Annotated in this window: 10 protein-coding genes; 8 read left to right on the top strand and 2 right to left on the bottom strand. The window is 63.6% G+C overall.

Features of this window, described 5'->3' with window-relative positions; all coding sequences use genetic code 11:
* Positions 1-31: 31 nt before the first annotated feature.
* Positions 32-472, top strand: coding sequence for a PACE efflux transporter (locus IEV83_RS12905; protein ID WP_181759933.1), 441 nt, complete (start codon positions 32-34; stop codon positions 470-472).
* A 66-nt stretch (positions 473-538) separates the two neighbouring features.
* Here the strand turns inward: IEV83_RS12905 and IEV83_RS12900 are convergent, their stop codons facing one another.
* A complete protein-coding gene (locus IEV83_RS12900) occupies positions 539-1,396 on the bottom strand; it encodes a glycoside hydrolase family 16 protein (RefSeq protein WP_181759934.1) in 858 nt (285 codons plus the stop codon).
* 174 nt (positions 1,397-1,570) lie between these two features.
* On the opposite strand from IEV83_RS12900, the gene IEV83_RS12895 reads away from it, so the two are divergent.
* From IEV83_RS12895 to IEV83_RS12885, 3 genes are all read left to right on the top strand, one after another.
* Positions 1,571-3,049: a hypothetical protein gene (locus IEV83_RS12895; RefSeq protein ID WP_181759935.1), complete on the top strand. Its 1,479-nt coding sequence runs from the start codon at positions 1,571-1,573 to the stop codon at positions 3,047-3,049.
* Positions 3,046-4,257, top strand: a complete 1,212-nt coding sequence (locus IEV83_RS12890) for a polysaccharide pyruvyl transferase family protein (protein ID WP_181759936.1) — start codon at positions 3,046-3,048, stop codon at positions 4,255-4,257. Before IEV83_RS12895 ends, IEV83_RS12890 begins: the two co-directional genes overlap by 4 nt.
* Before the next feature lie 520 nt (positions 4,258-4,777).
* Positions 4,778-5,524, top strand: coding sequence for a response regulator transcription factor (locus IEV83_RS12885; protein WP_244628178.1), 747 nt, complete (start codon positions 4,778-4,780; stop codon positions 5,522-5,524).
* Positions 5,525-5,755: 231 nt separating this feature from the next.
* Here IEV83_RS12885 and IEV83_RS12880 read toward each other — a convergent pair whose 3' ends face one another.
* Complete coding sequence (locus IEV83_RS12880) at positions 5,756-6,928, bottom strand: glycosyltransferase (RefSeq protein ID WP_181759938.1); 1,173 nt, start codon at positions 6,926-6,928, stop codon at positions 5,756-5,758.
* 298 nt (positions 6,929-7,226) lie between these two features.
* Here IEV83_RS12880 and IEV83_RS12875 point away from each other — a divergent pair, with 298 nt between their 5' ends.
* Genes IEV83_RS12875 through IEV83_RS12860 form a run of 4 tightly spaced genes read left to right on the top strand, consistent with a single transcriptional unit; the run spans position 7,227 to position 13,256 of the window.
* Entirely contained in the window at positions 7,227-8,567 is a 1,341-nt protein-coding gene (locus tag IEV83_RS12875) for a polysaccharide biosynthesis/export family protein (RefSeq protein ID WP_181759939.1), read from the top strand.
* 38 nt (positions 8,568-8,605) lie between these two features.
* Positions 8,606-11,011: a GumC family protein gene (locus IEV83_RS12870; RefSeq protein ID WP_181759940.1), complete on the top strand. Its 2,406-nt coding sequence runs from the start codon at positions 8,606-8,608 to the stop codon at positions 11,009-11,011.
* Entirely contained in the window at positions 11,008-11,949 is a 942-nt protein-coding gene (locus tag IEV83_RS12865) for a glycosyltransferase family 2 protein (protein WP_181759941.1), read from the top strand. The genes IEV83_RS12870 and IEV83_RS12865 overlap by 4 nt, the downstream gene beginning before the upstream one ends.
* 5 nt (positions 11,950-11,954) lie before the next feature.
* Positions 11,955-13,256, top strand: coding sequence for a glycosyltransferase family 4 protein (locus IEV83_RS12860; RefSeq protein ID WP_181759942.1), 1,302 nt, complete (start codon positions 11,955-11,957; stop codon positions 13,254-13,256).
* Positions 13,257-13,376: the final 120 nt, after the last annotated feature.

The following is a 13,376-nucleotide window of genomic DNA, read 5'->3' as shown; positions in this document are numbered from 1 at the left end:
GGACGACCCGAAGCAACACAGGGGAACCCATATGCGAACCACCGGGGATCGGATCCGTCACGCCCTCAGCTTCGAGATCATCGGACTGTTTACCATCGCGCCACTGGGTGGCTGGGTCTTCGGTGTCCCGCTGGAGGCCATCGGCCTTGTCGCTCTTGTCAGCGCGACCATCGCGACGCTGTGGAACTACGTCTACAATTTCCTGTTCGACCACGCGATGCTGCGGATTGCAGGCGATGTGCGCAAGTCGTTGGCGGTACGGGTGGGCCACGCCATCCTGTTCGAAGCGGGGCTGCTGGCACTGCTGATGCCGTTCATTGCCTGGTATCTGGACATCAGCCTGCTTCAGGCCTTCAAGATGGATCTGTTCTTCGCGCTGTTCTATCTGGTCTACGCCTTCATCTTCAATTGGGCCTATGACCTGATCTTCCCCATCCCCGATCCTCGACGCGCGGAAAGCCCGGCAGCCTGAGGCAGGCAGCCGGGCAGACTGCCTCCCGGCAATGCGGGAGGCATCGCTGGTGACGCTGAGGCGGCGCTACTTCTTGACCTGCAACGGGGCGGTCTGGTCATCAAGGCGGAAGGCCTTGACGTAGTCCACGTACATGAAGGACGGGTTGGGCACCGGGAAGGTTCGGGTGTTTTCCTTCAGCGCCAGATTCAGCAGCATGAACATCGGCTGGCGGGCTTCCGGCGGCGTCTTGGTCTTCCACATCAGCTTGCGATTGAAATACATGCGGATGAACTGGGCATCGACCTTGACGCCGTAGGTGTTGAACTCCTCCGGATCGTTCTCGGGAAAGACCTTGATGCGGTCGAAGTCCGAGTGGTGCCGCCCGTCCCGGTGCCAGACATGCACGGAGGCGGAATAGCCGTCCGGCTTGTAACCGTAATACTCCAGGACATCGATCTCGGCGGTGTATTTCGACCGGTCGATGCCGATCAGCCAGAACGCCGGCCAGACACCATCGCCCAGGGGCAGGCGCGCCCGCATCTCGAAGTAACCGTATTGCTGCTTGAAGCCGCGCCCCTTGGTGTCGACCGAGGCGAGCAGGCCGGAGGCCCAGACGCCGGTCGAGGTCCGCCGCGCCTCGATCCGCAAGACACCGTTCAGCAGGGTGAACGGGAACCCTTCCTTGGGGTTGGAAAACCGGGCGCCGCCGAAGTCTCCGGACCAGGGCGTGTGTGCGATCCAGCGCGTGCCCGGCCCCCAGGCCGAGACATCCAGCGTGTCGAAGGGCTCATCGAAACTGAGGGTCATGCGCTCGAAATCGAGCGCGTCGCCGGTGTCTGGTCCCGCCTCATTGGCGGAAGCCGACAGGGTGGCCAGCAGGAGTGTGGCGCCGGCAATCGCATCGCGAATGCAGGCGGTGGGGGAAGGGGGGAGGTTGTGCATGGTGACGGCTTCCATGTCAGTGGAAAATCAAGCCAAATTCTATTCCTCCGTGTAAATCTCAGCATATTCGTGAATTCGGGTATGCCGCTACTTCAAAATGCTTATGGGGCGATGGAATTACACCTGTAGGTGGCCATGCTACGATCCTGAAAGTCCATCGGGGAGCATCATGGCATGAGCCTGCAAGTCATGGGAATCCTGACATTTGCACTCGGTCTGCTTCTGATGGGCCGGCGGCCACACTGGATGTTCCTGTTCATGGCTGTGTCGACGGTGTTCGGGACGGCGGCGGCCATCAGCCTGCCGGCGCTGGGCGGCGCGTCCATCCTGGTGCCGAACTTGTTTCTCGTCTTCTTCTTTCTGCGCATGTACACGGGCTACGGGGAGGGGCCGATCTTCTCCGCCTTCGCGCCGCCGGGGCCGGGCTTCTGGCTCTTGCTTCTCACCGTCTTCGGCGTATTGAGCGGGATCTTCCTGCCGCGTTTGTTCGCCGGCATGACCGAGACCATATCGGTCACGCGCATGTTCGGCTCACGCAATTTCATATCCATGGTGCCCTTGCGGCCGACCGCGAGCAATATCACCCAATCGGTCTATGCCATCGGCGGTCTTTTGTGTTTTGCCGCCAGCTACACCTTCTTTCGGCAGACACGTTCGGTCACCGCGCTGATCAATGCCATGCTGGTGCTTGCCGCCATCGATCTGGCCTTCGCTCTGGCCGATATCCTCACCTACTTCTCCGGAACCGCGTGGCTGATGGATTTCTTCCGGACGGCGAACTACGGGATGCTGACCGATTCCGTGAAAGGCGGGCTGAAGCGGATCTCCGGCACCTTTTCCGAAGCCTCCGCCTTTGCGTCCTATACCCTTGCCCTGTTCGCGGTGGTCGCCAGCCTGTGGCTCGACCGGCTGCGGAACGCCTATGTGGGGCTTCTTGCCGGCGCCCTGTTCCTGGCGGTGCTCTTGTCCACCTCGGCAACGGGACTTGCCGGGCTTGTGGTTGTCGTCGGCTTCCTGGGCGTCCGGTCCCTTGGCGCCTCGCTGACCAACCCGCGCAACGGGCGTCCGAGCTTTCTTGTGATGGGGGGCATCGTCGCGCTGTTGGCCGTGCTCGTTGTCATGGTCGCGATGCCGCAGTTCGTCGATCGGATCGAGGCGTATCTGGACGAGATCCTGTTCTCCAAGGCCAACAGCCAGTCGGGGCGGGAACGGTTCCAGTGGAACGCGGCGGCCTTCCAGACGTTTCTCGATACCTCCTGGATCGGAGCCGGTCTCGGCAGCTCGCGGGCATCAAGTTTTCTGCTGGTGCTGCTGTCCAACATCGGGGTTGCCGGGGCATTGCTGTTCGCGGTGTTCGCTGGTTCCGTTCTGATGGCCCCGACAGGTGTCCTTGGTGCCGATCAGGGAGCGGGGGACGCGATCCGCGCGGTGCGGGCGGCGAAGGCCGGGTTCGCCGCGAGCCTGACGACCGCGATGATTTCCGGCACCGTCTACGATCTGGGGTTGCTTCCCTACCTCCTGGCCGGCGGGGCGGCGGCGTTGTCCCGCTCGGCGACCGAACGACAGCAAACTGATGCACGGGTGCCGCCTCTGGTGCCCTTGAACGGCGCGGCCTGGGCAAGCGGTGGCGGAACGGAGGGGCGCGGCGAATGAAGCTCGTTCTGTTCAACGTCAAGCATAGCGAGAACCTTGGCGACGGATTGCTTGCCAGCTGTCTGGAGGCGGCCTTGCGCCAGTGCGGCGACGATGTGGAGGTGGAGACGGTCGATCTGGCGGGGCGCAGCGAGGTCGGAACCGCCGTCCGGGCGAGGGGGTACGTTCTGGCGCTGCTCGGCTGGATGCCGGCGCCGGTGCGCCGTTTCGTGGTGCGCAAGGTGCTGGACCGCAGGCTTCAAGCCGTGTTGCCCGAGTGGAGCGCCCGGATCGCATCGGCGGACGTGGTGGTGGTCGGTGGCGGCAATCTGTTTCAGGATGACGATCTGAATTTTCCGCTCAAGGTCGGTGCGGTGCTGGGCTGTGTCCAGCGACAAAACCGCCCCCTGGCGATCTATGCGGTGGGGGTGAGCCGGACCTGGTCGTCGGAGGCCGCTGCGCTGTTCGGACGGCTGCGAAACCTGGATCTGGTGCATGTTTCGGTCCGCGACGAGATCGCGCGGGAAAACTGGATGCGCCACTTCCCCGAAGGCGAGCGTCCCCACCTGGTGCCCGACCCGGGGTTGCTGGCGGGTTCCCTGGACCTGCCGCGCCCGCTGGAGCGCTGTGTCGGCAACAATGCGGGGCTGTGCGTGACCAGCCCGGCGATCCTGCGGCGGCACGCGGACAAGCCGGCGCGCGACATTCCGATGCTGCGTATTCGCGATTATTGCGAGGTGATGCAGGTTCTGGAGACCCGGGGCTGGTGCATCACCCTGTTTTGCAATGGTGCACGCGAGGACGCGGCCTTTCTTGAGGCGATCCTGGCGGTGCCGTCCGTTCGCAAGATGATGGCCTCGGGGGTAGTTCAGGTCGCGCCTCGCCCGCAAACCGCCCGGGAGCTGATTTCGACAATCGACAGCTTCGATGCGATGGCCGCGCATCGCCTGCATGCCTGTATCGCCGCTTATGCGCTGGGCGTCCCCGTCGTCGGTCTGGGGTGGGACAGCAAGGTGGAGGGGTTCTTTCGCTCCACCCATCGGGAGGCGTTTCTTGTCTCCGACCGGCGTACGTCACCTGAGGAGATTGCCGGGCTGATCGATCAGGTCGCGACCAATGCGGTCGATCCGACGGAGTTGCGCGCGACAGTGGCCAGAGCCCGGGAAGGGGTGGCTCGGCTCCATGCCGATCTCAGGGCATTCCTTGATGCGGGAAGCTTCGTTTCTTAACCATGTCACTATATTCCTCTAGGGAAGTTTCCGTCGCTGCGGTGGCGCCTCCGAGCGGCTTCCGGTGCCCTGGAGGGCGGCCAGCGCCAGCCTCATGGCGGCGGATTCTGACCAATTGCAGCGGATGTCAGATCCGCTGACAAGAGTTTTGTCTTTGTTTCTTCGAGAGATTTTGCAAGGAGATGTGGCGGGTGCCAGAGATCTTGAGCATGCTCACGCGCGTGTGAATGGAGTTCACGGTTCGGTGAGAGAACGAATCGCCAATACCTGATTCTGCGTCGAAAACAAGAGTCTTTTTATATATATTCACCATTTATTAACCCATGTTAATGGGCGTTTTCGGCGAAGGCTGTAAAAAATACTGAAGTGGCGGTGGGCGGATGATCTCTCACGAACCGTGATTTTCGGTCCTGCGCCTCCTGGTCGAGGCGGGGTTTCCACGTTGGTGGCCTCGGTTTTAGAAGAAAATGACTGTGCAAAATAAAACAATCCAGGAGTATTCTCTATGGATGCGCAATACTTGAACCAAAATCAGAAAGATGTCGAAGCTCAACTGGAGGCGGTCTCCAGTTTTTGCAGTGCCTCCGCTGAGGAGCAGGCGGCTCCGATTTCAGGCGGTGAGGCGCGTGATTGCGCGCTCCTGATCGACCGGCGTGCGCTGGATCGGGATTGTCTGGCGAGGAGCCTTTCGGAACACGACCCATCACTCAATATTGTTCCGGTATCCTCGGTGGATCATTGGGAGGGGCTGGACAGTGACGATACGCCGTCGGTGATCGTGCTCGCCATTGGCGGCGGGTCGACCTATGACGCGACGGTGCGGGCGCATATCACCTCCGTGGTCGAGCGATTTTCCGACTGTCCGGTGGTGGTGATCGCCGATACCGAAGACCTGTGCCAGATGCTCAAGGCAATCGAATGCGGTGCGCGCGGGTTCATCCCGTCAAGCGTGGGCATCGGGGTTGCGGCGGAAGCCATCGCACTGGCCCGGGCCGGCGGTGTGTTCCTGCCGGCAAGCAACGTGTTGCCGATGCTGGAGATGATCGAATCCGCGGCGAAAAGCGCCAGTGGGCCGGGGGATATCTTCACCCCGCGCGAGGCCGAGGTGGCCGAGGCTCTGCGGCGCGGCAAGGCCAACAAGATCATTGCCTATGAGCTGCATCTTTGCCAGAGCACCGTGAAGGTGCATGTGCGCAACATCATGAAGAAGCTCAACGCCACCAACCGGACGGAAGTGGCCTACAAGCTGCTGGAGCTCATGCAGTAGCGAACGGCCTGGCTCCCGCTCACGCGAGCCGAGCGGCAATGGGGGGCGATGCCGGTGACGCGGCATGCCCCCTGTCTTCCGCTCAAGCCCTTGTCTCTCTCCGATGACGTCTCTCTCTGACGAAGGGAGGCGCCCATCTCATTTGCCCAGACCTGTGGTCGTAGTGATGTCTGGCCCCGCGCTGCGGGGCTGTCTCGTCTGCGCCGGTCTTTCAGAGCCCGGAAGGCGCGATCAGTGGATGGCGCCGAGGTTCTTCAGCCGGGGTGGCGGCGGGGTGATGATCCTGGGGTTGGGTTGACCAACCCGCCCCATATCCTGCGCACTCAGCTCTTCCTCGACGATGGCGCGGAAGCCTTCGCTGAAATTCTGTTCGCTGAAACGGGTGGCATGGGTGCGGATGCTTCCGGGCTGGAAGGTGCCCTCGCAGGTTTCGAATTCGATGATGGCATTGATCAGGGCGTCGACCGACTGTTCGGGGAAAAGAAGGCCGGTGCGGTTGTGAACGACCGTTTCAAGCGCGCCGCCGACCCCATAGGCAACAACCGGCCGGCCGCTGGCCATGGTTTCCACCGGGACGATGCCGAAGTCCTCCTCGCCTGGGAACACCAGTGCGCGGCATCGCGCCATATGCGATTTGAGCACCTGGAACGGTGCATGGCCGAGAAACTCGACCGTCGGCCCGGCCATGGCCTTGAGCCGCGCCAGCTCTGGCCCTTCGCCAATGACCACCAGCTTCTTCTTCATGCGGGTGAAGGCTTCGACCGCAAGATCCACCCGCTTGTAGGGCACCAACTGGCCGGCACAGAGATAGAAATCCTCGATCCGGTCCACGGGCCGGAACGCGCCGACCGCGACAGGCGGGTACAGCACGGTGGCGCCCCGGCGGTAGTATTTGCCGATCCGGGCGGCCACGTGGTGGGAATTGGCGACGAACCGGTCGACCCGTGCGCTGGTGGTCACGTCCCAGGCCCTGAGGGCCGGGGCAAGCAGCGGCATTGCGGTGCGTTGCAGGAAGCCGGCATTCGCCCGGTAGAAATGATAGTGGTCCCACAGATAGCGCATGGGCGAATGGCAGTAGCAGATATGGGCTGCCTGTGGCGGCGGGATGACCCCCTTGGCCGGACCGGACTCGCTGGAAATGACGAGATCGTAGCCGCGCAGGTCGAAGCTCTCCAGGGCAAACGGCATCAAGGGCAGCAGCGCCTGATAGTGGCGGGTGGCGCCGGGGAGCCTCTGCAGGAACGAGGGGGTGACCTTGTGTTCGCGGATCTTCTGCGACACGGCGGCAGGGTCGTAGACGAGGGTGAAGATGTCGGCCTGCGGATACAGATCGCAGAGCGCCTCCAGGACCTTCTCGCCCCCGCGCATCGACACGAGCCAGTAATGTACGATCGCAACGCGCATCGGTAACACTCCGGTTTTTCTCGCCGATAGTGTCTTTGAACCGCTCCCGGGTGAAAGAGGCAATGGGGGCGAAACGCCTATCCATTGGAGTGACCGTATTCCCCGAGTGGGGGAGGTGGCTGTCAAGGTTTTCAAAGGGGGAAGAGCAAGCCGTTCCCGGCCTGTCCTTTTGGGGAAGCCGATTAGAACGTTGCAGCCATTTGGATGAAGACGACTTGCACGGGTGGGGATTTACCCGCTGGCGGCAAAGTCAATGATGGAACCTGTCAGGTTCTGTTGTTGGCTTTGGGGGGATCTCGTGACCGCAGTGGATATGAACCGGAATTTCTCGGCAGGGGCCTTCTGGCTGCGCCAGGGGGGAGCGTGCGGCCGGGTCCGCCGGCTTGCCGGTGTTGTTCTCGCAGTCCTTGCAGGCCTTGCGTTGGCGCTGCCCTCTCGGGCCGCGAGCGGGCCGGAAGACTTCCGCCTGCTCCCTGAAACCCAGGTCAAGATTTCCGTGGTCGAATGGGTCGTTGCCCAGGGGGAATACCGGGAATGGACCGCACTGACCGGTGAATACGGCGTCTCGGTCAGTGGAACGGTGTCCGTTCCGCTGGTCGGCGAGATCGCGGCGGCCGGGATGGTGCCGGGAGAATTGGCAAAGGCCATCGGCACGGCGTTGCAGCGGCGCACCGGTCTGCAGGAGGTGCCGGCGGTCACGGTGCAGATCTTGCGCTACCCACCGGTTTACGTCACCGGCAACGTCGATCGTCCGGGGATGATTGAATACACGCCGGGGCTGACGATCCTGAAGGCGGTGTCGCTGGCCGGCGGGCGCGAGCGGCGCACAGGGATTGCCGACCGGTATTCGGATGTCGACCAGATCCGCTATGCGGGCGATCTGCAGCGCACCAACTATCAGATCAAGCAACAGATGGCCCGCCGGGCGCGGTTGCAGGCGGAGTTCCGCGATCAGGACCGCATCGTTTTCCCATCCGAATTCGAACAGGCAGCCCCCGGATCGGTTCTCGGGCTGCTGCGGGAAACGGAAAAGATCCAGTTCCGTACCCGGATCGATGCCCTGGCACGTCAGATGGCCTCGCTGCGCGATCTGGGGACGTTGCTGCGGAATGAGATTTCGGTCCTCGACGAGAAGCTCAAGACCCAGGACGAGCAGATCCGCATTGCCCGGGAGGAGTTGGAGGACATCACCCGGCTGGTGAGCCAGAAGACCGTCGTTCGCTCGCGGCAAACCTCGCTGGAGCGGGTGGTCGCCGACCTGCAAAGCAACCGGCTCGACATGGTGATCGCCTCGACACGGGCCAAGCAGAAGCTCAGCGAGACCGAGCGCGACGCGGTTCATCTCAAGGGGCAGCGGAAGATCGAGGTCAGTGCCAGCCTGCAGGATGCGGAAAGTCAGCTGGAAGACCTCAGGATCCGGCGCCTGACGACCCTTCAGCTCATGCAGGCGAACGGCATGCAGATGGCCGACGACAGCGCGCTCGATCTGCTGGAATACCGCATCGTTTCCGCGCCCGGAGCCGAGCCGGTGCAGGCCTCCGCCGGTACCCTTCTGTCCCCGGGGGACGTGGTGCAGGTGCGGTTCAAGCCGGTTGTCGAGGATGAGGGGAACCGGATCGCGGCGGCGGTCCAGAACTGAAGCCAGGGGTTTTTCAGACGAAAGCGGCGGTCAGTGCAATGGTCATTCACAGTATCAGCAATATCGTCAGCGGCGACCAGTTCGACGGTCTTCGGTCGGGTGAGGGGGAGTATGTGACGTTCCAGGACATCTGGGCGTTCTTCAAACGGCACCTCCGGCTGCTCGCGCTGACGACGGTTGTTTCGGCAACGCTCGGCCTTGTCTATCTCCACTACACGCCACCGCTTTATTCGGCGGTGGCGCAGTTGGTGATGGATCCGCAGCAGGCGAAGATTGCCTCGCAGGATGTTTCCACCGGAACGATCATCATCGAATCCGCCGAAATCGCCAGCCAGGTGCAGATCGTCAAATCGGAAGCCATCGCCCGATCGGTGATCGAAGAACTCGACCTTTTGAACGATCCGGAGGTGCGCACCAGCACCTCCTTGCGCGCCACCGTCCGCCGTTGGCTGCGGATGGGCCTGGCGGCGGTCGGTCTGTCCGGGAGCCGATCAGGGCAGGGCGAGGCCTCCGACACCGGAATGGGTCTCGCCGAGGCGGAAGCCCAGCGGGCCAGCGCCGAAGACGATCTGATGCGCCAGACAATGGCGGGTTTCCTCAGCCGGGTCGAGGTGCGACGGGTCGGCCAGTCCTATGTTCTGGAGATTTCCTACCGTTCGACCGATCCGCGCAAGGCGGCGAAGATCGCCAACACCATCGCCCACACCTACATTCGCAGCGGCATGGACGATCGTGCCAATTCGGCCCGGCGCGGTGCGTCCTGGCTGCAGGAGCGGCTTGTCGAAATTGGCCAGAATGCGCGCGAAGCGCAGACCGCGGTTGAGGAATTCCGTGCGCGCAATGGCATCACGCAGATCGGCACCGCCTCGCCGCTCGATCAGCAGCAGATCCTTGAGACCAACAGTCAGTTGCTGGCCGCGCATGCGGAAACGGCGATGGCGGAGGCCCGCTACGAGACCTTGTCGCGGCTGGTGTCCGGGGAAAGCGCGGATGAGCCCATCGAGGATCCGGGAACCAACGCCCAGGTCCAGAAACTGCGCGATGAGATCCGCCTGGCGACGTCCCGCCGGGAGATGCTGAAGGCCCGCTACACCGACGACAGCCCGGCGGTTGTCGCGGTGGAGGCGGAAATCGCCCGTCTTGAGCGTGAGATCCGTGCCGAATTCGTGCGGATGCAGAATGTCTATCGCTCGGAACTGGAGATCGCGCGGGCACGGGAGGCGTCCATCCGGGCCGATTTGATGGCCTCCAAGTCCCAGAATGTGGAGAAGAACCTTGCCCGGATCGAACTGGCGGAGCTGGAGAGCCGCGCCGCCACCTACCGGCGGATGTATGAAAGTTTCCTGCAGCAACTGATCGGTGCCTTGCAAAACCAGTCATTCCCGCTGGGGACCGCGCGGATCGTGACAGCGGCGGCAACACCGCTGATGGCGGAGTCTCCCAAGACCTCGGTCATCATGGCCCTGTCGGTGATGCTTGGGTTTGCCGGCGGCATCTTCATCGCCGCCTGGCGGGAGACCATGGACCGCAGGCTCAGCGCCGGTTCGGCATCGCGCCGGGAACTGGGGCTGGTGCCGCTCGGCTTCGTGCCGGAATTGCCGACGCGGACCTTTGTCATTCCCGCCCTGCAGCGGTTGCCGCTGCGGCGGCGGGGGCGGGTGTTCGACCCCTGGTGCGCGGTGCTCAATGCGCCTTATTCCGAATTCGCCGAGGCCCTGCGTAGCATCAAGGCGCCGATCGGGGTTGGCACGGCGACCTCCTCCGACAAGGGCAAGGCGATCGGCATCACCTCAGTGGATCAGGCGGAGGGCAAGACGACAATCGCGCTCAATCTGGCGCAGGTCTATCTCAACGAAGGGGTTTCGACGGTCATCGTCGATGCGGACTTCCTGACCGGAACGCTCAGCCTGCTGGCGACCAAGCATGGGGCCGACTATGGGCTGGAAGCCCGGGTTTCCTCGCCCCTGGGCGAGCGGGGGGAGCGTCCGAAGCTTGTTCTGGCGCAATCCCATGGAAATGCCGCTGCGGCCGCGTCTGAAATGGCGTCGTCGTCGGCGCCGGAGCCGGACATCGTCGGCAGCCCGGTGCTGCCGGTGTTGACCAGCAGCCGGATCCGCGGCGAGCGCCCGGTCCGCTACTCCTACGGCCATCTGGTCAGCCTGCGCCAGTGGCTCGACGACCTGCGCAAGACCTATCAGGTGGTGATCGTCGACATGGACGCTTTCGGCCAGTCGGCGGATGCCCGTTCGATCTGCACCATGGTGGATGGGGTGGCCGTGGTGGTGGATGACGCGCGCAAGATGACGATCGACCGGCTGTCCGAAGCCCTGTCCCTGTTCGGCAAAACCCAGATCAGCCTGATCGGCATTGTTTTCAACCGCAGCCGCAAGGAGCGCCGCCCGGTACGGGCGCGCCGATCGAACCGGCGGGAGAAAGGCCTATGACCTCGACACTCGATCTGCCTCGGAGCAGGGCTTCGCAGGCACGCGGTGGGCTCACCCTTTGCGTGGCGATCCCCAGTTCCAATCGCCGGGTCATTCTGGAAGAGACCTTGCCTGAACTGGCCCGGCAGGTCCGCCTGCCCGATGAAGTGGTGCTCTGCGCACCTTCGCGGCAGGACATGCCCGCCCAGGCACTGCGAAGTCTCCCCTGCCGCACCCGGCAACTGCTGTCGGAGCGGGGGCTGTGCCGCCAGCGGAATCATATTCTCGATCATCTGGATGGCGCCGATGTGGTGCTGTTTCTCGATGATGATTTTCTGATGTCACGGACCTTCCTGCACGAGCTTGAGCGGATCTTTCTGGAGGAGCCGGACATCGTGATGTGCACCGGAACGGTACACGCTGACGGGGCCACCAGCGCGGGGCTCTCCGTCGCCGAAGGCCGGACCATCGTGGCCGAGAGCGAATGCGACTGGGAAGGGCGCGGCCGGGCCTTGCATCCGGTTTATTCCGGCTACGGCTGCAACATGGCCTTTCGCGTTTCGGCGATTGCCCAGAGCGGTGCCCGGTTCGATGAGCGGCTGCCGCTCTACGGCTGGCTGGAGGACGTTGATTTCAGCCGACAGGTCGCCCATGCGGGGCGCTCGGTGCGGGCGGACGGGCTAAACGGGGTGCATCTGGGCACCAAGACCGGCCGCACCTCGGGGGTGAAGCTCGGCTACTCGCAAATCGCCAACCCGGTCTATCTGATGCGCAAGAAAACCATGGGCACCCGTCAGGCGGGCATGCAGATGGCGCGCAACATCGTGGCCAATACTACCCGGGTGCTGCGTCCCGAGCCCTGGGTCGACCGGCGGGGGCGGCTGAAAGGCAATCTGCGCGCCGTGGCCGATCTGGTGCGCGGAAAGCTGTCTCCGGAAAAAATCATGGCGATGGATTAGGGACGATGACCCGCACACCCGACAGGATCGTCATCCTCAACGACCGCTCCATCATGACGGGAGGGGCCTCCAATCTTGCTTGCCTGTCGGCGCAACTGCTGGAGGCGGCGGGCTGTGCGGTCACCTTCTTTGCCGGCGATGGCGAGGGGGCTTTCACCCCGGCCAGGCAGACGATCTGGGTCGGCGGGCGGCCGCTGACGGAGCAAAGCCGGCTGTCGGCCCTGTCGCGGGGGCTCTACAACCCGCGCGCTGCGGAGAAACTGAACAGGTTCATCACCCAGCATGATACGCCGGCGACCATCTATCATGTGCATGGCTGGTCGAAGATCCTGTCGCCGTCGATTTTCCGGGTCCTGGCCCGGGTGCGCGAGCGCACGGTGCTGCATGCGCATGACTATTTTCTCGCCTGTCCGAATGGCGGGTTCGTCAATTTCCGGTCCCAGACGGTCTGCGGCCTCGCGCCGCTGTCCGTGCGGTGCCTGGCCAGCCGTTGTGACAAACGGGGGCAGCACGAAAAGGCCTGGCGGCTGGCGCGGCACGAGTTGCGGGAGCGGTTCTTTCCGGTCCGGCGGCAGGCGGCGAACATCGTGCTGATCCATGAGGGCATGAGCGACTACTTCCTACGGGCGGGGGTCCGTGGCGGTCTGATGCGGGCGATCCGCAATCCAGTCGAGCCGTTTCTCTGGCCGACGGCGCGGCCCTGGGCAGGCGATGCGGTTTATTTCATTGGCCGGCTGGAGCCGGAAAAAGGGTTCGAGGACGCGGCCATCGCGGCGCGCCTGGCCGGAGCAAGGCTGCATGTGATTGGCGATGGCGCGGGACGAAGCCTGTTGCAGCGCAAGTATCCCGAGGTGGTGATCCATGGCTGGAAAGCCCGGTCGGAGATCGGGCCGCTGCTCAACAAGGCGCGCGCGGTGGTGGTTGCCTCGCGGGTGCCCGAACCCTTCGGGCTGGTCGCTGTCGAGGCCGTCGGCAGCGGTATTCCGGTGATCCTGCCGGATGCGGCCCTGCTTGCGCCGGAAATCGTCGATCACGGGTGCGGGTTGACGTTCAAGAGCGGGAATCCGGCGTCGCTGGCGGCGGCCATCGGTGAGATTCTTCGCGATGACGGCAAGGTTCGGCATATGAGCGCCAGTGCTCTTCTGGCGGCGCCTGGCATGGCGCTGACATCACGGTCGTGGGGCGAGGCGCTGACGAGTCTTTATGCGGAGGTGCTGGAGCGGACCCGCCCGGTTGCGGCGCAATCTGCCCCGCGCGCCGTGCCGATCCCCCCGTTCGAGACGGCGGGTCTGCCGGGGGGGCGATAGCCTACTTCCTATTCGGTAGCCGTTGTCAAACTGGGTGAATTGTTTTTGCCAGGGGCTGCTGGCAGCCTCGAAGGAGAACAAGCGAGGTCCGGTATGCCAGAGACAATCGCAATGCACGGC

Origin of the sequence: Stappia taiwanensis (genome assembly GCF_014635285.1) — a bacterium.
In the GTDB taxonomy this organism is placed as follows: Bacteria; Pseudomonadota; Alphaproteobacteria; order Rhizobiales; family Stappiaceae; genus Stappia; species Stappia taiwanensis.
This window is presented reverse-complemented; position numbering and strand designations above follow the sequence as displayed.